The organism is Halomonas sp. HK25 (assembly GCF_047795635.1).
Taxonomy (GTDB): Bacteria; Pseudomonadota; Gammaproteobacteria; order Pseudomonadales; family Halomonadaceae; genus Halomonas.
In genome coordinates this window covers 1,758,677-1,779,937 of the sequence record NZ_CP181044.1, presented here as the reverse complement: position 1 = coordinate 1,779,937, position 21,261 = coordinate 1,758,677, and the positions used below count along the sequence as shown (strand labels likewise).

The 21,261-nt window shown below is 67.7% G+C and carries 14 protein-coding genes; 7 read left to right on the top strand and 7 right to left on the bottom strand.

Annotated features, from left to right (window positions below):
* Positions 1-95 precede the first annotated feature (95 nt).
* Positions 96-1,364 (top strand): diguanylate cyclase, encoded by a 1,269-nt coding sequence (locus tag ACM26W_RS08475; protein ID WP_416140393.1) that lies wholly within the window; start codon positions 96-98, stop codon positions 1,362-1,364.
* On the opposite strand, the gene trxC is transcribed toward ACM26W_RS08475, so the two are convergent.
* Complete coding sequence (gene trxC, locus ACM26W_RS08470; protein WP_416140392.1) at positions 1,279-1,716, bottom strand: thioredoxin TrxC; 438 nt, start codon at positions 1,714-1,716, stop codon at positions 1,279-1,281. The two genes, ACM26W_RS08475 and trxC, sit on opposite strands and share 86 nt — an antisense overlap.
* A 173-nt stretch (positions 1,717-1,889) precedes the next feature.
* On the opposite strand from trxC, the gene ACM26W_RS08465 reads away from it, so the two are divergent.
* Together ACM26W_RS08465 and chrA are read left to right on the top strand one after the other, a co-directional pair.
* A complete protein-coding gene (locus ACM26W_RS08465; RefSeq protein WP_416140391.1) occupies positions 1,890-3,707 on the top strand; it encodes an ABC transporter transmembrane domain-containing protein in 1,818 nt (605 codons plus the stop codon).
* Positions 3,708-3,914: 207 nt separating this feature from the next.
* Positions 3,915-5,114: a chromate efflux transporter gene (gene chrA, locus ACM26W_RS08460; protein ID WP_416140390.1), complete on the top strand. Its 1,200-nt coding sequence runs from the start codon at positions 3,915-3,917 to the stop codon at positions 5,112-5,114.
* Between the two features lie 94 nt (positions 5,115-5,208).
* Here the strand turns inward: chrA and ACM26W_RS08455 are convergent, their stop codons facing one another.
* The 5 genes from ACM26W_RS08455 to ACM26W_RS08435 form a co-directional block, all read right to left on the bottom strand.
* Positions 5,209-7,590, bottom strand: a complete 2,382-nt coding sequence (locus ACM26W_RS08455; protein WP_416140389.1) for a DNA polymerase II — start codon at positions 7,588-7,590, stop codon at positions 5,209-5,211.
* A gap of 40 nt (positions 7,591-7,630) precedes the next feature.
* Positions 7,631-8,401 carry a metallophosphoesterase gene (locus ACM26W_RS08450; RefSeq protein ID WP_416140388.1) on the bottom strand — a complete coding sequence of 257 codons (771 nt, stop codon included), beginning with the start codon at positions 8,399-8,401 and terminating at the stop codon, positions 7,631-7,633.
* Between the two features lie 94 nt (positions 8,402-8,495).
* Positions 8,496-8,810: a cupin domain-containing protein gene (locus ACM26W_RS08445; RefSeq protein WP_416140387.1), complete on the bottom strand. Its 315-nt coding sequence runs from the start codon at positions 8,808-8,810 to the stop codon at positions 8,496-8,498.
* Complete coding sequence (locus ACM26W_RS08440) at positions 8,810-9,760, bottom strand: aldo/keto reductase (protein ID WP_416140386.1); 951 nt, start codon at positions 9,758-9,760, stop codon at positions 8,810-8,812. The genes ACM26W_RS08445 and ACM26W_RS08440 overlap by 1 nt, the downstream gene beginning before the upstream one ends.
* On the bottom strand, positions 9,757-11,097 hold the full coding sequence (locus ACM26W_RS08435; RefSeq protein WP_416140385.1) for an NTP/NDP exchange transporter: 1,341 nt from the start codon (positions 11,095-11,097) through the stop codon (positions 9,757-9,759). The genes ACM26W_RS08440 and ACM26W_RS08435 overlap by 4 nt, the downstream gene beginning before the upstream one ends.
* A gap of 281 nt (positions 11,098-11,378) precedes the next feature.
* Here ACM26W_RS08435 and acnB point away from each other — a divergent pair, with 281 nt between their 5' ends.
* The 4 genes from acnB (at position 11,379) to ACM26W_RS08415 (ending at position 19,288) form a co-directional block, all read left to right on the top strand.
* Positions 11,379-13,982: a bifunctional aconitate hydratase 2/2-methylisocitrate dehydratase gene (gene acnB, locus ACM26W_RS08430; RefSeq protein WP_416140384.1), complete on the top strand. Its 2,604-nt coding sequence runs from the start codon at positions 11,379-11,381 to the stop codon at positions 13,980-13,982.
* 231 nt (positions 13,983-14,213) lie between these two features.
* Positions 14,214-14,702 (top strand): ribonuclease E activity regulator RraA, encoded by a 489-nt coding sequence (gene rraA, locus ACM26W_RS08425; protein ID WP_416140383.1) that lies wholly within the window; start codon positions 14,214-14,216, stop codon positions 14,700-14,702.
* A 12-nt stretch (positions 14,703-14,714) separates the two neighbouring features.
* A complete protein-coding gene (locus ACM26W_RS08420) occupies positions 14,715-16,598 on the top strand; it encodes a glycerophosphodiester phosphodiesterase family protein (RefSeq protein WP_416140382.1) in 1,884 nt (627 codons plus the stop codon).
* A 17-nt stretch (positions 16,599-16,615) separates the two neighbouring features.
* Entirely contained in the window at positions 16,616-19,288 is a 2,673-nt protein-coding gene (locus ACM26W_RS08415) for a patatin-like phospholipase family protein (protein ID WP_416140381.1), read from the top strand.
* Between the two features lie 53 nt (positions 19,289-19,341).
* Here the strand turns inward: ACM26W_RS08415 and ggt are convergent, their stop codons facing one another.
* The gene (gene ggt / locus ACM26W_RS08410; RefSeq protein WP_416140380.1) at positions 19,342-21,171 is read right to left on the bottom strand and encodes a gamma-glutamyltransferase; all 1,830 of its coding nucleotides are present in this window, start codon (positions 21,169-21,171) and stop codon (positions 19,342-19,344) included.
* Positions 21,172-21,261 lie beyond the last annotated feature (90 nt).

Here is a 21,261-nt window from a genome sequence, read left to right as displayed (position 1 = left end):
TCGTTACAAGCTCGGTACCCGAGGGATCTGGCATGCGGCAACTGTTAGGAGAGGCTGGGCTACTGAACTGGCAGGCTGAGTTCAGAGATCCGGCAATGGAGAATCTGTTCAAACGCTCGATTCTGGCACACCATGCCTGCCAACTTCGCCTGGCGCTCTGCCTGATTGCCGGGCTGTTCCTGGCCTTTGCCCTGGCCGACTATAGCGTGCTGGGATCGAGCGGTGCCTTTGCCGCCCTGCTCGCCATTCGCCTGGTCACCGTGGCGGCTTGCCTGTTAGTGGCACTGGCGGTGTGGCGGCGGCCGGCGGTGACCCACATGATATTGCCCGTCAATCTGGTCTGCCTGCTGTGCCTGTCCGTGATGCTGCTGACCATCCTGCTGCGCCCCCTGCATGAAGGCATCCACGTCGCCTCCCTGGTGGTGGCCAGCATGGCGCTCTACCTTTTCCTGCCCAACCGCCTGCCCTGGATGCTCGCCGGCAACGCCTACCTGATAGTGGGTTTCCTGACGGTTTCACTCGCTGACCCCAGCCTGCCGCCGGTGCTGGTGATGACCAGCCTTCTGCTGCTGATGTTCGTCAACCTTCTCGGCTGGATGACCATCACGCGGATCAAGCGTCTCAAGCGCGAGCAATTTTCCCTTCTGCTGGAGGAGCGCTCGGCGAATCGCCGCTTGAAGGAGGAGATCCGCGAGCGGGAGGAGTTGGAGACACAGCTTCGCCACATGGCCTGCACCGACGGCCTGACCGGCATTTCCAACCGTCGCCACTTCTTCGAGCTGGCCGAGCAGGAGCTGCGCCGCGCCCGTCGAGACGGGACCCCCCTGGCGGTGTGCATGGTCGACGTGGATCTCTTCAAGCAGCTCAATGACCGCCATGGCCATGCGATCGGTGATCTGGTGCTCTCCACGGTGGCCGGCTGCTGCCAGTCGGTGCTACGGGAGTCCGATGTGCTGGGACGCTATGGCGGCGAGGAGTTCGTGATCGCCCTGCCGCTGGCCGACCTCGGCACCGCGGCGGCCATCGCCGAGCGATTGCGCAATAAGGTCAGTGCGCTGAAACTGCCAATGCTCGGCAACGAGACGTCGCTGACCGTCACCGTGGGCATCAGCCGCATCGAGGCGGGGGAGTCGCGGCTTGACGCTGCCCTGCTGCGCGCCGACAAGGCGCTCTACGAGGGCAAGGCACGGGGTCGCAACTGCGTGGTGGTAGCCCCCCGGCCATTGCCGGACAACCATGCTTCATCCCGCGGAATCGACTGGGCCTCCTGTCTGATAACTATGCCAGATGCGGACGCAGCCACTGACGCAGTTGGGACCCTTGCAGCACCCCTGGCTGCCGAGCCACCTCCCGGCCGTTTCTGAACACGATCAGAGTGGGAATGCTGCGGATGCCGAAGCGCCCGGCCAGGGCCTGCTCCGCCTCGGTATCGAGCTTGGCAAAGCGGATACGGGGCTCGAGTTCGCGGGCCGCCTCGGCGAAGATCGGCGCCATCATCTTGCATGGGCCGCACCAGCCAGCCCAGAAGTCCACCACCACCGGCAACTCGCTGCGCTCCACCAGGACGCGGATGTTGTCAGCGGTCAGCGCCACCGGCTCACCGGTGAACAGGGCCTTCTTGCACCTGCCACACTTGGGGCCGTCGTTCAGACGCGCCTGACTGACACGGTTGATGGCGCCACAGTGCGGGCAGCCAAGAGTCAGGGATTCGGACATTGGGATCTCCGGGTCTCGGTTCATTGAAGTCGAATATGGCGCCTGCCCCCTCCCCCTTCAAGCGACATCGCGTCGCACACCGGCCCTGTCGTCATGCGCCTTGCGGTGCAGCGGCCTCCCCGGGCTGCTATCGTCGTCGAGTGAACGCCCCTCCCCATTCCCCGAGGCCCGTGATGCCTTCACGACCCGACCCGCGCGTGCTGCTGCGCCTGCTGGGCCTGCTGGCCCCCTATCGATGGCGCCTGGCCCTGGCGGCCCTGGTCCTGCTGGTGGCCTCGGGCAGCGTGCTGCTGCTCGGCCAGGGGCTGCGTCTGGTGATCGACCGCGGCTTCATGGCCGCCGACAGCGCCGCGCTGGGCCGCGCCCTGGGCCTGATGCTCGCCGTGGTGACGGTGCTGGCGATGGCCTCGGCGCTGCGCTACTACCTGGTCACCTGGATCGGCGAGCGGCTGGCCGCCGACCTGCGCCGCCGCGTCTTCGACCACCTGCTGACCCTGGAGCCAGGCTTCTTCGAGAGCGCCCAGGTCCCCGGCCAGGCCGCCGGCGAGATCGTCTCCAGGCTCACCGCCGACACCAGCGTGCTGCAGAGCCTGTTCGGCTCCTCGGTCTCGCTGGCTCTGCGCAACCTGCTGATGCTGATTGGCGCTGTGGCGCTGATGCTGGTGACCCAACCCTGGCTCTCGGCCATTGTCCTGCTCGGCATCCCCGCCACGGTGCTGCCGATCCTGTGGTTCGGGCGGCGGGTGCGGCGGCTGTCCCGCGCAAGCCAGGACCGGGTGGCGGAGCTCGGCCGCTATGCCGACGAGGCGCTGTCCGGTATCCGCACTGTCCAGGCCTTCACCCACGAGGCGCTCGACCGGCGCGACTACGCGGGTCGCGTCGAGGACGCCTTTGCCAGTTCCATCGAGCGCACCCGCCAGCGCGCCTGGCTGACCGGCATCGCCATGCTGGCGGTGTTCGCGGCGGTGGGCATCATGCTGTGGCAGGGCGGTCAGGCGGTGCTGGCCGGCAGCATGACCGCCGGCGAGCTCTCGGCCTTCGTCTTCTATGCGGTGCTGGCAGCCGGCGCCGTGGCGACCCTGGCCGAGGTGGCCGGTGACGTGCAGCGCGCCGCGGGAGCCGCCGAGCGACTGCTGGAACTGCTGGATACCCGACCGAGCATCGCGCCGCCGGCGCATCCGGTGTCGCTGCCCCTCCCGCTCAGCGGCGAGATCCGCCTGGAGGGAGTGAGCTTCACCTATCCGGGCCGGGAGACGCCCGCGCTGGATGCCTTCGACCTGACCATCGCCCCCGGCGAGCGGGTGGCCCTGGTGGGGCCCTCGGGGGCCGGCAAGAGCACCCTGCTCGCGCTGCTGCTGCGCTTCCACGACCCCGACGCCGGCACCCTGCGTCTGGACGGCATCGACCTGCGCGACCTGGACCCCGGCGCGCTGCGCTCGGCCCTGGGGCTGGTGGCCCAGGAGCCGTTGCTGTTCACCGGCAGCGTGGCCGACAACCTGCGCTACGGCGACCCCGACGCCGACCCGGAGGCCCTGCGCAGGGCGGCCCGGGATGCCAACGCCCTGCCCTTCATCGAGGCCCTGCCCGACGGCTTCGACACCCCCCTGGGACCGGGTGGCGTGCAGCTCTCCGGCGGCCAGCGCCAGCGCCTGGCGATTGCCCGAGCATTGCTCAAGGACCCCCGCGTGCTGCTGCTGGACGAGGCCACCAGTGCGCTGGATGCCGAGAGCGAGCGGCTGGTGCAGCAGGCCCTGGACCGGCTGATGGTGGGCCGCACCAGCCTGGTGGTCGCCCACCGCCTGGCCACGGTGGTGGCCGCCGACCGCCTGCTGGTGATGGACGAGGGCCGACTGGTGGCCGCCGGCCGCCACGCGGAACTGATGGAATCGAGCCCACTCTACCGCCACCTGGCCCAGCTGCAGTTCGGGCGGCATAGCGCCCCTCCAGCCAACGAGAGGCCCGCCCTCCACCATCAGGACTCGGACTACTAAAACGAAAACCGCTATCTACATTCGTCATGGGTCACGGGAGTGTCAACGTGATGGAGCATCATGGCCTGCTGGCAGGTCTGGTGGACCGCGCCACCGACTGCGGCCGGGAGGATCTGGAGTGGCCAGGCGACAGCTGCTGGAGCTGACCGGTGAAGCCATGAGCCGCGACGCCTCAACCTCCAAACGCGAAGACAAGGAGTCCGACCGATGAACCATACTCCGCACCCGGCAGGGCGCATTCGTGAAGTCTTCCACGCCTTCCTGCTGCTGGGCCTGACCTCCTTCGGTGGCCCCATCGCCCACCTCGGCTATTTCCGCACCGAGTTCGTGGAACGCCGCCGCTGGCTCAGCGAACAAGCCTACGCCGATCTGGTCGCGCTGTGCCAGTTCCTGCCCGGCCCCGCGAGCAGCCAGGTGGGTTTCGCCCTGGGGCTGATGCGCGGCGGCCCCTGGGGAGCGGCGGCCGCCTGGACGGCCTTCACCCTGCCCTCGGCCATCGTGCTGGTGCTGTTTGCGCTGGGCGCCGCCGTGCTCGACGGCCCCATCAGCCAGGGCATCATCCACGGGCTCAAGGTGACGGCGGTTGCCATCGTGGCCCATGCGGTGTGGGGCATGGCGCGCAGCCTCTGCCCCGACCGGCGCCGCGCCGGCATCGCCCTGGCCGCGGTATTCACCGTGGTGCTCGTCAGCGGCCCGCTGGGACAGGTGGCCGCCATCGTGATCGGCTCCCTGGCCGGCATGGCGCTGTGCCGCGCGCACGCCGAGGCAGAGGTGCACCCCATGACGCTGCCCGTCTCGGCGCGTGCCGGCCATCTGGCGGGCCTGGCCTTCATCGCGCTGTTGATCGGCCTGCCGCTGTTGGTCTGGGCCTCGCCTTCCGCCATGCTTGCGGTGATGGACGCCTTCTACCGCGCCGGCGCCCTGGTATTCGGCGGTGGCCACGTGGTACTGCCGTTGCTCGAAGCCGAGGTGGTGCAGTCCGGCTGGGTGACCCCGGACGACTTCCTGGCCGGCTACGGCGCCGCTCAGGCCGTGCCGGGGCCGCTGTTTACCTTCTCCGCCTACCTGGGGGCTGTAATGCAGCCCATGGGCAGCAGCCTGTTCGGCGCCGCCTTGGCGCTGGTGATGATCTTCCTGCCCGGCATGCTGCTGCTGGTGGCGGTGCTGCCCCACTGGAACCGCTTTCGCCGCTGGGACAGCGCCCAGGCGCTGATGCGCGGTGCCAACGCCGCCGTGGTGGGCATCCTGGGGGCCGCCCTCTACCACCCGGTGTGGACCAGCGCCGTCCTCGGACCCCGGGAATTCACCCTGGCGCTGACCGGCTTTCTGCTGCTCAGCATCTGGAAACTACCCGCCTGGGCGGTGGTGGCACTGCTCGCCTGTGGCGGCGTCTTGATTACGCTCTGAGCGGCAGTGTGTGGCCGAGAACGCTGGCGATTACCCTCGACCTGCGCCGAGCGCATGGCCAACTGCGTCACCCCCAATAGCTGAATCCTGCGCTTCAGAACAGCCCTAGCTGGCGGTCGACCAGGCTGGCGAAGTCGTCGCCCACGAAGGGCAGGATGGCATCGGCCACCGGCTGCAGCTGGCGAGTCAGGTAGTGGTCGGTGTCGATGAGCGAACGGTGGGCCTCCATGGGCTCGGGGCCGGCCAGGGTCATCACGTAGCGGATCCAGCCGCCGTTCTGGTACTGGCGCGGCCGGCCCAGGCGGTCGTTTTCCGCGTCGGCCAGCCGCGCCGCGCGAACGTGGGGCGGCACGTTGCGGCGGTAGTCGTCGAGGCGCCGCCGCAGGCGCTTGCGATAGACCAGCCGCTCGTCGAACTCCCCCGACCGGGCACGCTGCAGGAAGGCCTGCACGTAGTCGCACACGTACTCCCGCCAGGGCTCGCCGGTAAAGACGCGCCGATAGAGCTCCTGCTGGAACGCCTTGGCGAGCTCCGTCCAGTCGGTGCGTACCGTCTCCAGACCCTTGAACACCAGCCGCGCGTTACCGTCGGTGCCCTGCACCAGCCCCGCATAGCGCTTCTTGCTGCCCGCCTCGGCACCGCGGATGGTGGGCATCAAGAAGCGCCGGTAGTGGGTTTCGAACTGCAGCTCAAGGGCGCTCTCGAGGCCGTACTCCTCGGCGAGATGCTCGCTCCACCAGGCGTTGATCCGCGCCACCAGCTGCCGACCGATCGCCGCGGCCTCGGCTTCCTCGCAGGGGCGGCCCAACCAGACGAAGGTGGAGTCGGTGTCGCCGTAGATAACGGTAACTCCATCGGCCTCGATCAGCTCCCGGGTGCGGTGCATGATGGCGTGGCCACGCATGGTAATCGATGAGGCGAGGCGCGCATCGAAGAAGCGGCAGCCCTTCGAGCCCAGCACGCCGTAGAAGCTGTTCATGATGATCTTCAGCGCCTGGGAGAGCGGCGCATTGCCGGTGCGCTTGGCGGCCTCGCGCCCGGCCCACACCCGCTCGACGATGGCCGGCAGGGCATGGCGGGTGCGCGAGAAGCGTGCGCCGCGAAAGCCCGGCACCGAGGCGGCCTCCGAGGGGTCGGCGAGGCCTTCCACCAGCCCCGCCGGGTCGATCAGGAAGCTGCGGATGATCGAGGGGTAGAGGCTCTTGAAGTCGAGCACCAGCACCGAGTCGTAGAGGCCGGGGCGCGAGTCCATGACGAAGCCGCCGGGGCTCTCGGCGTCCTCCCCCTCGCCGAGGCTCGGCGCCACCAGGCCCAGCCGGTGCAGGCGCGGCAGGTAGAGGTGGGTGAAGGCCGCCACCGAGCCGCCGCTGCGGTCGGCAGGCAAGCCAGTCACCGTGGCTCGCTCGAGCAGGAAGGCCAGCAGTTCGGCCTTCTCGAAGATCCGCGTGACCAGCTCGCAGTCCTTGAGGTTGTAGCGGGCGAGCGCCGGCTTGTCCTCGGCGAACATGCGCAGGATGTCGTCGAGGCGCTGGTAGGGGTTGTCGATCGCCTTGCCCTCGCCGAGCAGGCTGCGGGCGACGTTCTCCAGGCTGAGCGAGGGGAAGCTCCAGGTGGCCGAGCGCAGCGCCTCGATGCCGTCGATGATCAGCCGTCCGGCAGCGGCGGCGAAGAAATGGTTGGGCTGATGGCCATGGGCTCGCCACTCCAGCTCGGTCCCGCCGCGCCCGAGTCGCAGCGGCACGCCGAGCCGCTCGGCGTGCTCGCGCAGCACCCGGAGGTCGAACTGCACCAGGTTCCAGCCGATGATGGCGTCGGGATCATGTTCGGCAACCCAGGCGTTAAGCCGTTCGAGCAGCTCGGCGCGGCTGTCGCAGTAGTCCAGCCGGAAGTCGAGCTCGTCTGGGTTGCCGTTGGCCGGCCCCAGCATATAGACCTGGCGCTGCTCGCCGCCCTCCAGGCCGATCGAGTAGAGCTCACCCCGGCCGCTGGTCTCGATATCCAGCGACACCGTGCGCAGCCTCGGGCGGTACTCCGGCGAGGGCCGCAGGCGCGCCTCCACCAGCCTCCCCTGGCCATCCGGCCTGCCGATCACCCGGACCGGCGCGGTGATAAAGCGCTCCATCAGGTAGCGCTCCGGCGGGCGGATATCGGCCTCGAGCAGCTCGACCCCGGCGTCTCGCAGGCGCCGGTCGAGCCGGAGCAGCTGGCGGTGCTGCGGGCAATAGAGGCCCAGCACCGGGCGATGGTGGAAATCGCTCAGCGCGAGGTCACGCAGGGTGGCACCCGGCTCCCCGACCAGCAGCACCTCGGCCCGCTCACGCTGCTCGACGGGCAGGAAGGCCACCGAGGGCTGGGGCGGCAGGCACACCTCCAGCGGGCCGTCGTCGGTGGCCAGCCAGAGAGTGATCTCGGTACCCCGAGGCGTGTCCTCCCAGTGCCGGGTGAGGATAAAGCCGGTGTGAGTCGACCACGGCACTACCCGAGGCTCGTCAGCAGATAGACACCGATCAACAGCGTCATGTGCTTGGTACCTCCACGATCAGGTCGGGTGTGAACAACGGCGGATCGAACTCACCGGGGTAGCCGCCGGGGTTGGCGACCACGCGAGTGCCCCCGACCTCCATATCCACCGGTTCATGCACATGGCCGTGGATCCACAGGTCCATGCGGCCCATCAGCTGTGGCAGGTGGGAGGCGAAGGCCGGCGACAGCGCATCGCCGCGATAGCGGGATGGGATGCACTCGCCGAGGGGCGCATGATGACTGACGACCACCCGCGGGCCACGGAACGGCATCGCCAGCTCCGCCTCCAGCCAGGCCAGCGCCTCCCCATGCAGGCGGCGGCTCTCGGCCGGAGTGAAGATTTCCCCTTCCGGCTGTTCGATGATCCGGAAATCCGGCATCAGGGCCAGCGCCCTGGCCTCGGTCAGCGCCGGGTCGTGATCGGGCTGGCCGGCATAGAGGTCGAAGTCGGTCCACAGCGTCGTGCCAAGGAAGCGCACGCCGCCCAGGTCCAGCGAGCGATTGTCCAGCAGATGGATGCCCAGCCGTGCGGCTTCGACGGCCAGTTCCCGGCGCAGGGCGGGCATGCAGGTGCCGTAGAACTCGTGGTTGCCGGGCACATAGAGGATCGGCGTCCCCACGAAGCGCCGGGCCGCCCAGCCGAGCCCCCGGGTACCGGCATGAATATCCCCAGCCAGGATCACCGCGTCGGCGGTGACCTCCGGCAACTCCCTGGGGGTCTCGAAGTGTTCCAGGTGCAGATCCGAAAGAATCCTCAGACGCATCGTTGGTTCCCTTGAAGCGAGCCGTTCGCGCCAGTGTGATACACGGATCAACCGAACACTACTGTCCGGCCAGCACCTCGAAGGGCCTCCGGCGTCAGTCGTAGTGGACCGCCAGCCAGACGGTGTCCTCGTTCGGGTCGGTCCAGGCGACGCGGTGCCGCCGGTGGGCGGGAATCGTCAGGTAGTCACCCGGGCCCAGCGTGACCTCATCCCCCTCCTCGAAGGCCACCACGCCCCTGCCCCTGAGCACCAGCACCCACTCGCGGCGCGGCTGGTCATACCAGCCGGTGTCGGGCGAGGTATGGCCCCGTGACACGATGCGCTCCACCGTCACCGCGCGGCCGCTGACGATCTCCTCGCACAGCTCCTCGGGGAGGGCCTCGGGAATAGCCTCGAAGAGGTTGGCCATCACGACAGCCCCTCGATATGCGCAATCATGCGCCGGCGCATCGCCTCGTCGGGCAGCTCGCCCCGTGCGCCGCCCATGTTGTCGAACATGTGCCGGGCGCGGCTGGTGGCCGGGGTGGCCACGGTCACCGCCGGGTGGCTGATCACGAACTTGAGGAAGAACTGTGCCCAGGAGTGGGCATCGAACTCGGCGGCCCATTCCGGCACATCCCGGCCGCGCACCCGCTCCCACAGCCGGGTACGGCCGAAGGGGGCGTAGACCAGCACGCCGATGCCACGGTCCCGGGCCAGGGGCAGGATGCGCTGCTCCATGACGCGGTTGTCGATGGCGTAGTCGATGCCGACGGTGTCCAGCGGCTCGCGTGACATGATCCGTTCGAGTTCCTCGTATTGGCGCTCGAAGGTGGTGGTGACGCCGATATGGCGTACCCGCCCCTCCTCGCGCAGCTCTTTGAGCAGCCCGAGCTGGGTGGGCACGTCGCCCAGGTTGTGCACCTGGATCAGGTCCAGCGGGCGCTTGCCCAGCCGCTTGAAGGAGGTCTCGATCTGGGCCCGGGCCGCCTCCGGGTCGGCGCTGCCGCCGCCGCGGCCGGCCACATTGACCTTGGTGGCCCAGAACAACGTCTCGCTGATGCCGAGCTCGGCGGCCAGCTCGCCGGCCACCGCCTCGGAGGCGCCATAGCCCGGAGCGGTATCGAAGACCCGACCACCCTGGTCGACCAGGGCCTGGAGCACCTCGCGCAGGGCCTCCACGTCCTCGCTCCTGGCCACGCTGGCGAAGGTGGCGGAGCTGCCGAGTCCCACCGCCGGCAGCCGCACGCCGGTGGAGGGGATGGCGCGGGTGATCAACTCGCCGCGGCGCGATTCGGCCAGCAGGCTCGATGAGAGCGGCAGAGTGGCGGCGGCACCGGCCGCCAGGCACAGCTTGAGGGTATCGCGACGCGAGATCATGAGGGTCTCCTTTGCGGGTCGAGGGTCGTGCGGGAATCCGTGGCGTCCGCCTCGGCGTCGATACGCTGCTGGGTGCGCCCCAGGCACAGCGCCAGGGCGGCCCAGGCCAGGGCCAGGGGCACGGCGACGCTGGCCACCGCGGCCAGGCCCATGCCCAGCCGGCCCAGGGCGCCCTCTACCTGGGCGCCCACCACGTCGCCGGCGCGGTAGACGAAGGTGTCGATGGCGGCCTTGGCCTTGTACTTCTCCTCGCGGCTGGTGACGGTGTAGAGCGTCTCCCGGGCCGGGCGCATCAGGGCGCGTTGCACGGCGCGGAAGCTCGCCTCGAAGGCGATCAGCGCGGCCAGTGAGCCGACCACGGCCAGGCCGATGAAGCCCAGCAGGGTGGTCATGGGCAGCAGCGCCAGGGTGAAGGCCACGCCTAGCCGCTTCATCAGGTGGCCCGCCACCAGTGCCTGCATCACCAGAGTGGCCACCTGGGTGATCAGGTCGATGCGGGCGAACCAGGCCGTGCGAAGGTCCAGATCATCGCCCAGGGCGGCCACCATCTGCAGCCGCGTGAAGTAGAGGAAGGTTGCCATGATGGCCAGGATCACCACGTAGGCGGCGATGCCCAGCAGGTAGCGAGACTGCGCCAGGGCGCGCAGCCCGGCCCAGGCACTGCCGCCGATCCGTTCGCGCTCATCCACCGCCGGGGCCTGCACCTCGGCGCTGTCAGGGTCATGGTGACGGTGAGGCTGGCAGCGCGCTACGCCGTAGGCGGCGGCGAGCGCCAGCAGCAGAAAGCCGATGGCCACCAGCAGCAACGCCGGGGTGCCCAGCGGCTCGGCCAGCCGCCCCGCCAGCCAGGGCCCGAAGATCGCCCCGCAGGTGCCGCCCACGGCGATCAGGCCGAAGAAGCGCTTGCCCTGGGCGAGCGAGAAACGGTCGGCCATCAGCGCCCAGAACAGCATGGTGACGAAGAGATTGAAGACGCTGAACCAGACGTAGAACACCTGGCCGGAGGCCACGCCGACCGCTCCGGGGGCGAGCGTCATCAGCAGGTAAAAGGCACCGAGGCTCGCGGCGAAGAACAAGTAGGTGGCGGCGATGAAGCGCATCCGCGGCAGACGACTTACCAGCAGGCCGAACAGTGGATTGACCAGCAGGGTCACCAGCGCAGTGCCCATGAACAGCCAGCGCACCGCCTCGATACCGCCACGCAGTCCCAGCGCCTCCCGGGCCGGACGCAGCACCATCAGGGCGGTGAGCACGCAGAAGAAGAACAGCACCGCCAGCAGCACCGGAAGGCGTTCCTCGGGCCGCACATTGAACAGGCGCTGGAGGGTGGCGGTCATTGCAGTGTTCCCTTCGGGCTCCCCTTGACCTTAGCAGGCATCCCGCGGGGCTACTTTCTGCTGGTCCGCCCCCGGGTCTGTAGCCGGACGCACATGGCGCCGACCAAAGTGCTAGGCCCCATGGGACGGGGCTTGCTTAACATTGTCGACAGTCTCGCGTAGAATCTCGGCCAACCAGGACGGGGGGTAATGCACCCCTGACTCCAGTGCCAGAGGCATGTTTCGGCAGGAATTGTGCCGAGCCGCAGCGCTCTGGCTCCACTAGCAATGAGGGCCCTAACGTGCTTGAAGCCTATCGCCAACATGTCGAGGAGCGCGCCGCGGAAGGCGTGCCGCCGAAGCCGCTGAACGCAGAACAGGTCGCCGCACTGGTCGAACTGCTGAAGACGCCGCCGGCCGGTGAGGAAGAAGTCATCCTCGACCTGATCACCAACCGCGTTCCCCCCGGTGTTGACGAGGCCGCCTACGTTAAGGCTGGCTTCCTGACCGCCATCGCCAAGGGCGAGGCCGAGTCGCCGCTGATCGACAAGATCCACGCGGTAAAGCTGCTGGGCACCATGCAGGGCGGCTACAACATCGTTTCCCTGGTCGAGCTGCTGGACGACGCCGAACTCGCCAAGGAAGTGGGCGAGCAGCTCAAGCATACCCTGCTGATGTTCGATGCCTTCCACGACGTGGAAGAGCGTGCCAAGGCCGGCAACGCCGTGGCCAAGGACGTCATCCAGTCCTGGGCCGAGGCCGAGTGGTACCTCTCCAGGCCCGCCCTGGAAGAGAAGATCACCCTCACCGTCTTCAAGGTGACCGGTGAGACCAACACCGACGACCTCTCCCCGGCGCCGGACGCCTGGTCGCGCCCCGACATCCCGGTGCACGCCAACGCCATGCTCAAGAACGAGCGCGACGGCATCGAGCCCGAGGTGCCCGGCACCAAGGGTCCGCTGAAACAGGTCGAAGAGGTCAAGGCCAAGGGCTTCCCGGTCGCCTATGTCGGCGACGTGGTCGGCACTGGTTCCTCGCGCAAGTCCGCCACCAACTCGGTCCTGTGGTTCTTCGGCGATGACATCCCCTACGTGCCCAACAAGCGCGCCGGCGGCTTCTGCTTCGGCAGCAAGATCGCCCCGATCTTCTTCAATACCATGGAAGATTCCGGCGCCCTGCCCGTGGAGATGGATGTCTCCAAGCTCGAGATGGGCGACGTCATCGACGTCTACCCCTACGAAGGCAAGGTGTGCAAGCACGACACCGACGAGGTGCTCACCACCTTCGAGCTGAAGACCCAGTTGATTCTGGATGAAGTTCGCGCCGGCGGCCGTATCCCGCTGATCATCGGACGCGGCCTGACCACCAAGGCGCGTGAGTCTCTGGGCCTGGCCCCCTCCGATGTCTTCCGCCTGCCCGAGCAGCCCACCGACACCGGCAAGGGCTTTACCCTGGCCCAGAAGATGGTCGGCAAGGCCTGCGGTCTGGAAGGCGTGCGCCCGGGCATGTACTGCGAGCCGGCGATGTCTACCGTAGGCTCACAGGACACCACCGGCCCGATGACTCGCGACGAGCTCAAGGACCTGGCGTGCCTCGGCTTCCAGGCCGACCTGGTGATGCAGTCCTTCTGCCACACCGCCGCCTACCCGAAGCCGGTCGACGTGGACACCCACCACACCCTGCCCGACTTCATCATGAACCGCGGCGGCGTCTCCCTGCGTCCGGGCGACGGCATCATCCACAGCTGGCTGAACCGCATGCTGCTGCCCGACACCGTCGGCACCGGCGGCGACTCTCACACGCGCTTCCCGCTGGGCATCTCTTTCCCGGCAGGCTCGGGCCTGGTGGCCTTCGCCGCCGCCACCGGCGTGATGCCGCTGGACATGCCGGAATCGGTACTGGTGCGCTTCAAGGGCGAGCGTCAGCCGGGCGTCACCCTGCGTGACCTGGTCCATGCCATTCCCTACTACGCCATCAAGGAAGGCCTGCTGACCGTCGAGAAGTCCGGCAAGAAGAACGCCTTCTCCGGTCGCGTGCTGGAGATCGAGGGCCTCGAGGACCTCACCGTCGAGCAGGCCTTCGAGCTCTCAGACGCCTCCGCCGAACGCTCCGCCGCGGGCTGTACCATCACCCTGTCCGAGGACAGCGTGAGCCAGTACCTGAACTCCAACATCACCCTGCTCAAGTGGATGATCGCCAACGGCTACGGCGACCGCCGCACCATCGAGCGTCGCATCCAGGGCATGGAGGAGTGGCTGGCCAACCCGAGCCTGATGCGCGCCGACCAGGACGCCGAATACGCCGAGATCATCGAGATCGACCTGGCGGAGCTCAAGGAGCCGGTCCTCTGCGCCCCGAACGACCCGGACGACGCCCGCCTGCTGTCCGACGTGGCCGGCGAGAAGATCGACGAGGTGTTCATCGGGTCATGCATGACCAACATCGGCCACTTCCGCGCCGCGGGCAAACTGCTCGAGAAGCAGCCGGCCGGCAGCCTGAAGACCCGCCTGTGGCTGGCACCGCCGACCAAGATGGACCAGCACCAGCTGACCGAGGAAGGCTACTACGGCATCTACGGCCGAGCCGGCGCGCGCATGGAGATGCCGGGCTGCTCGCTGTGCATGGGCAACCAGGCCCGCGTCGCCGCCAAGAGCACCGTGGTCTCCACCTCCACCCGCAACTTCCCGAACCGCCTCGGCGACGGTGCCAACGTGTACCTCGCCTCCGCGGAACTGGCGGCCGTGGCCGCCGTGGAAGGTCGCCTGCCCACCGTCGATGAGTATCGCCGCTACATGGGCGAATTCGACGCCATGGCCGGCGAGATCTATCGTTACATGAACTTCCACGAGATCGAGGAGTATCAGAACGCCGCTTCCAACGTGATTCCCGTCACCCAGGAAGCCTGATACCCCAAGTTCTGATAGAATCAGGTTCGACTCCGATGCTCGCAACATCGCATGGCCGCCCTCGCGGTGGCCTGAGCCGACGACAGAAGCGCCCCCGGTGGGGGCGCTTTTTTCGTTGTGACGTCCCTTGCGAGCGGCGTCCTTAGCGAGCGCTCCCACCAAAGCCGTCCTGTCCGATCGTCCCGGCTATGGCATCATCGGGTCTTCACATACCGTGCCAGGAGCCCCGACATGAGCCATATCATCACCCCCGATATCTGCGACGCCCATCCCGAGGTGCGGGTACTGGACCCGCTGTTCGTCAACTTCGGCGGCCGTGAGGCCTTCTGCGGGCAGATCCGCACCGTGAAGTGCTTCGAGGACAACTCCGTGGTCAAGCAGGCCGTGGCCGAGCCGGGCGAAGGCGCGGTCCTGGTGGTAGACGCCGGGGGCTCACAGCGCTGCGCCATGCTCGGCGACATGTTGGCCGAGCAGGCCGCCGACAACGGCTGGAGCGGCGTGATCCTGTACGGCTGCGTGCGCGACGTGGACGTGCTGGCCGAGACCGAACTGGGCGTCCAGGCCCTCGGTGCCCATCCGCGCAAGAGCGAGAAGCGCGGCGAAGGCCAGCGTGACATTCCGGTGACCTTCGCCGGCGTGACGCTCACCCCCGGCGAGTGGCTCTACGCCGACAACAACGGCATCGTCGTGGCCGATGAACGCCTGCCCCTAGAGGGCTGAGGCAAACACGCCATGCTGGCACTCTCGCAGCTGAGCGGCGATGTACTGCGCACTCTTCGCGAGCATCTACGGCCGCTGATCGCCTATCACCTCTTCTTCACCCTGCTGGCCTCGCTGTTGCTGCTGCCAGCCGTGGCCTGGAGCCTGGCCCACCTTCTCGCCCAGTTCGGCCGCCCGGTGATCACCAATGCCGAGCTCATCGACATCCTGATGAGCGCCGGCGGTGCGCTGTGGCTGCTGGCCACCATTGTCCTCGTCTTCCTGGTGCTCTACCTGCAGCAGGCGGGGATGATCCTGGTCGCTGCCCGCCCTCGCGATAACCACGTTCACCTGGCCTTCGAGGCGCTGTGGTGGACCCTGCGCCGGCTGCCCCAGTTGGCCAGCCTGGTGGTCGTGCAGGTGGGGACCCACCTGCTGCTGGTGCTTCCAGTGGCATTCGCCATTGCCTGGCTCTACGGCCTCTTCCTGGGCGGCCTCGACCCCTACTATGTCCAACGGGTACGACCGCCGGCGCTATGGCAATTCCTCGCCATCGGCCTGCCGTTGGTGGTGGCCTGGGCAGCCATCGCTACCACCCTCTACTTCCGCTGGGTCCTGGCCCTGCCACTGGTCGCGCTGGAGGGGCTCTGGCCGCGACAGGCGCTGGCGCGCAGCCACCGCCTGACCCACGGTCGCAAGGGGCCCATCGCCGTGGCGGTCATCGCCCTGCTGCTGGTGATCATCGCCCTGCCCCTGCTGGCCACGCTGCTCTTCGACCGGCTGTTCACACCGATGCTGTGGTGGCTACCGGAGCGCAACGCGGTGCTGGTGCCGGCCACCCTGGCCTACCTCACCGCCTATGTGCTGCTGACCCTGGCCATCACCTTCGCCGGCATCGCGGCCAACGCCCTGCTCTCCGCCTGCCTCACCCTGCGCCTGGCCCACCGCGAGCCTCGCCCTGCCCCGCCGCCGAGCACCGCCCATCCCGGCCGCCTGGCCTGGGCGGTGGAACTCGGGGTGATCCTCTTTGCCCTGTCCCAGGCCTGGCTGATCGTCAACAGCTTCGAGCTGCGCGACGAGGTCGCCATTATCGCCCACCGCGGTAGCTCCATGGCCGCGCCGGAGAACACCCTGGCCGCCGTGGAACAGGCACTGGACGATGGCGCCGACTATTTGGAACTGGACGTGCGCCTCACCGCCGACAACGAGGTGGTGCTGTTCCACGACCGCAGCCTGACCCGCCTCACCGGAGACCCGCGCAACCTGGGAGAGGTGACGCGGGAGGAGTTGGCGACCTTCGATGTGGGTAGCTGGTTCGGCGACGCCTTTCAGGGCGAGCCGATTCCCGGCCTCGACGAGGCCCTGGCCGCGGTGCGTGGCCGAAGTGCGCTGATGATCGACATGAAGCCGGACCCCGGCCGGGAAGTGGCGCTGGTGGAGGGGGTGATCAAGGCCCTGCACGAGGAGGCGGACCGGCGCAGGAGTTGCCTGGACGAGGCCGCAAACGCCGGGGCGGCAACGGCCTGCGGCGACCCGGACGTGATCGGCGAGATGCGCCTGGCCACCATGTCGGCGGCACTGGCCGAGGAGGTCCGCGCCCGGGAACCCGAGCTCAGGGTGACCCTGCTGGCCCAGCTGATCCTGCCCGGCACCCTGGATCGCCGCGGCTTCGACGCCCTGGGGCTGCGCCACAACCGCATCACCGAGAACGAGATCCGCCTGGCACGTCACTACGGCTACGAGGTCCACGCCTGGACGATCAACGACCGGGCGCGGATGTCCCAGTTGATCGATCTCGGCGTCGACGCCATCATCACCGACCGCCCGGAGCTTCTCGCCGAGCTGCTGGACGACCGCCGCGAGCTCGGCGACGGCGCCCTGCTGCTGGTGAAACTGCGCAACTGGCTGCGCGGTTGAGACAGACGATCTGGTCTATGATCAGTGTGGGACTGACACACAAGCAGATCATCAGGGATGCCCTCATGGTAGTTCCCGACACTCCCCGCGGCTCTTCCCCCGACCCCGTTCCCGACTATGTCGAGTCGGTACATGGTGCTAGCGCCAGCGATACCCCACAGGACGCCCTGCACCTTGCGTGTCGACCGCTGATCGAGGCCGAACGCGCCATCCTCTCGGGCCGCCGTGTTCACTATGCTCTGCAGCCGCCCGACGATGCCAAGACGCCACTCACTGGCCTGGCGCTTTCTGGCGGGGGTATTCGCTCGGCGACCTTCTCGCTCGGAGTGCTGCAGGCCCTGGCCGATGCGGACCTGCTCAAGCGTATCGATTATCTCTCCACGGTATCCGGTGGCGGCTATCTCGGAACCTCGCTGATCTGGTGGGCCAGTGGCAAGAGTGGCGAAACCTTCGGTGTGGGCCCGACCGACCAGGCAGCGCCCGGTGCAGACCGCTTCCCCTATGCCACCAGTCAGGGTCCCGCGGAATCCTCACAATGGCTTCTCGATAACCTGCGCCGGCATGGGCGCTATCTGACCCCTGGCGCCGGTATCACCGGCTTTTCGCTGCTCAGTGTGGTGCTGCGTGGTTCGCTCATCCAGCTGGCCTTCTGGTTGCCACTGCTGGTGCTGGTACTGACGGTGCTGCAGGCCTTCCTCGCCCAGCCGATCATGACCGCAGTTCCTGCATCGCTGATCGCCACTCCGCTGCTGCCGGAGATTCGATCAGTGTCGATCTGGCTGAGCCCGGTCGTCGTCGGCGGTCTGCAGCTTGCGCTGGTCATCTGCGCGCTGGGTATCTTCTACTGGTGGTTGACCCGTTCTGGGCCAGAGCATCCTCCCAGCGGCCTGGAACGTCTGCTCGAGCGCCCTCACCCCGTTATCGCACCACTGGCGATGCTAGTGGTCGTAATGCTCCTGATCGCTTGGCTGCTGACCTATCCGGCCTGGCCTGGATTGACGGCGCTGTTGGGGGTCGCAGGCATGATGGCGGTCGCCTTCGCGGTCCTGGCCGTGCTCTACAGCCTCATCACTGGTGTCGTCATGCTGGCCGGCGACAGGCCATTCGTTCATCTGCTGGGCTACGACATGCGACGGCTGTGGGAGACCTGGGCCGGCTTCGGTGCCGGGGTCATAATGGTGCTGGCATTGCTCGGCACCTTGCCACTGCTGTCATGGTTGTTGACCCTGAGCAGCGACAGTGCGGGCAAGCTAGGGGGGATGGGGGCGATGCTCTTAGGGATGGCCGCAGCGGGCTTGGCCTTTCAGCGCACCGGGCGGTTATTCTCCGACATGGCGCCAGCGGCGCAGCCCTGGCGCAGTGCCGCGGTAGCCTGCAGCCTGCTGCTATTGGGCATGGGTCTGCTGGCTCTCGAGCTCTCGATGCTGCTGCATGCCAGCGGCCCACTGGCTTGGCTGATTCTGACACTCGTCCTTGCTGCCTTCGGCTGGCTGTGCAATATCAACTACATCACGGTCCATCGCTACTATCGTGACCGTCTTATGGAAGCCTTCATGCCGAGCTTCAGCGCCGCGGCACAGGGGCTGACCGGGCCGGCTCCCAACGCGGCCGATGCCTTGACCCTGTCCGACAGCCTGGTCGCCTGCGACCGGGCCCCCTATCCGCTGATCAACACCAATGCCGTCCTGGTCAACGCCCACGATGTGAGGTCGCGGACACGCGGCGGTGACGGCTTTCTGCTCAGCCCGCTCTACTGTGGTAGCAACAGCACAGGTTGGCGAGCCACCCGGCATTTCATGCAGGGCCGAATGACCCTGGCCACCGCCATGGCCATTTCCGGTGCCGCCGCGAACCCCAATACCGGCGTCGGTGGTGTCGGCATGTCACGCTCGCGCCTGGTGTCGATCACCATGACCCTGTTCAACCTGCGCCTGGGATATTGGGTGCCACACCCCGGTCAGCTTCAGAGTCGGCGCACCCACCAGTTCTGGCCGGGACTCTGCGCCATCCTCCCATGGGGGCACCGGGAAGACGCTCCCTTCCAGGAACTGACCGACGGCGGTCATTTCGAGAACCTGGGTCTCTACGAACTGATGCGACGCCGCGTGAGCCTGATCATCACCTGCGACGGCAGTCAGGATCAGCAATCCCGTTTCGGCACCCTGCAACTTGCCCTGCAGCGCTGCCGGGAGGATTTCGGCGCTCGCGTGATCTTCGATGCCGATGAGCACGGTGAAGAGCGTGGCACCCATGCCGATGGCGGCCCCCTGGATGCATTGATCCCTGACGATGCCATCCGCTATCCCAGCGGAACCCGTCTCTCGCGCCGTGGCTTCATCATCGGCGAAATTCGCTATTCCGATGACAGTCGTGGACTGCTGATCTATATCAAATCGACTCTCGTTCCGGGACTTCCCTTGTCGCTGCTGGGTTATCGTGACTCCAGCCCGACTTTTCCCGACGAACCCACCAGTGACCAGTTCTTCAACGAGACCCAGTTCGAATCCTATCGCCAACTGGGCTATCGCATCGCCACAGACCTGTTGGCAGATGCCGACCTTGCCTTGGCTGAGCGGCTCGCCGAGCAGGTACCTGACGTCCTTCCCCTCGCCGAACAGGGGGCAGATGCGCGCGGCGCGGCTGAGCCGTGGACAGAAGGTCCAGCCAGTGGCCGGCACCCGACCCCCTGAAGGGTCCGGTGCCGGCAGGAGCATGCTTGCCAGGACGTGCCTGACAGGATCGATCAGTCGCCCATCACCACCCCTTCACGACGCGGATCGGCGCCACCGAAGAAGCCGGACTCCGTGCGCTGTATGGCCTGCAGGCCACTGACCAGCTCGCGTTCGCTGGCATCGTGGCCCCTTGCATTGAGGTTCTCCAGGGTCTCGGCCGGGAAGCGCCCCTCCTCCAGGAACACAGGACCGCCCAGGGTGATGGCATGGGGCAGATCCAGGGCCTCCTGGGCATCGAGACCCCAGTCGAGCATCGCCACCAGCGCCTTGGCGGTGTAGTGGATAATGGCGGCCCCGCCGGCCGAACCTAGGCTGGCCACCAATTCGCCGCTGTCGCGGCTGAAGACCAGGGTTGGGCTCATGCTGGAGCGCGGCCGCTTGCCCGCTTCCACCCGGTTGGCGATGGGGCGGCCCGCCTCGTCCTCGGGTTCGAAGGAGAAATCGGTGAGCTCGTTGTTGAGCAGGTAACCGCCCGGTAGCCCGGTGCCCCCGTTGGCCAGGATACGCGAACCGAAGGCGGCCTCGATGGTGCCGGTCATGGCGATGGCGCTGCCGTGCTCGTCGATGATGCTGATATGGCTGGTGCCGTATTCCGGCTGCGCCGGCTGGACCGCCCAGGCCGTCTCGAGTGCGCCGGGGTTGCCCGGCTCGGCACCGCCGCTGCCGAGGCTCTCGTCGCCGATCAGCTCGGCGCGAAGCTTCAGGTAGTCGGGATTGAGCAGGCTCGCCCAGTCGCCGCCGGGGGCCTCGACGAAGTCCGGGTCGGCGATGAACTTGCCGCGGTCGGCGAAGGCCAGGCGTGTGGCTTCCAGGAACTGGTGCAGCCAGGGTTCGGCGGGCACGCCCTCCTCCACTGGCGTTTCGATGTCAGCCAGATGATCGAGGATCCCCAGGATCTGCATGAGGGTCAGGTGCCCGGAGGAAGGTGGCGGAAAGCCGCAGATGCGCCAGAACTTCCAGTCGGTGCAGATGGGGTCACGCTCCTTGGCGGCGTAGCTCGCCATATCCTCTCGGCTGAGAGACCCGGCCCGCACGTCGTGGTCCTGGACCCGATCCACCAGGTCCCGGGCGATATCGCCGGTGTGCAGCGCGGTGCTGCCGTTCTCGGCGATCTCGCGCAGTATCGCCCCCAGCGCCGGGTTCTTGAGCTCGTGCCCTTCGGCAAGCGGCTCTCCCTCTTCGCTGTAGTAGAAGACGCCACCCAGCGGGTCGTCGCGCAGGTGCTCCTCCGCCGCCAGGCTGGTATGCAGGCGCCGGCTGACCGGGAAGCCCTGCTCGGCCAGGCTGATCGCCGGCTGGAACAGTTCGGCCCACGGCAGCTTGCCGTGATCACCGTGGGCCATCTCCAGCATACGCACCGTGCCGGGCACCCCCACCGAGAGGCCGCTGGCCGCGGCCTCCATGAAGTCCAGGGGATTGCCCTCTTCGTCCAGAAAGAGCGTGCCATCCACGTCCGAGGGTGCCGTCTCGCGCCCGTCGAAAGCGGTGACCGTTTCGCCATCGTAATGCATCAGGAAGGCGCCGCCGCCGATCCCGCTGGACTGTGGCTCCACCAGGGTCAGTACCATCTGCACGGCGATGGCGGCATCAACGGCGCTGCCACCAGCCTGAAGTACCTGGTAGCCGGCATCGGTGGCCAATGGATTGGCGGCGGCCACGGCGAAACGCTCGGTGGCCCAGCCGGGTTTCTCCTCGGTCTCGGATGCCACCTCGGGGGCGATGGCGGGTAGGTCATACTGGAAGGCGACCTCGGCCTGGGCCACAAGCGGCAGGCCGAGCATCAGGGCCGCAGTGATCGGCACCAGCAGGCGGCGGCGGGAGGGAACGGCAGGCAGTGTCATGGGACAGGCTCCTTGTCGCGACTTATCGGCGTGGGAAGCTGACAGCATAGACGATGGAGATCTGCCCGGCTTGAGACGACGGGTGGGAGC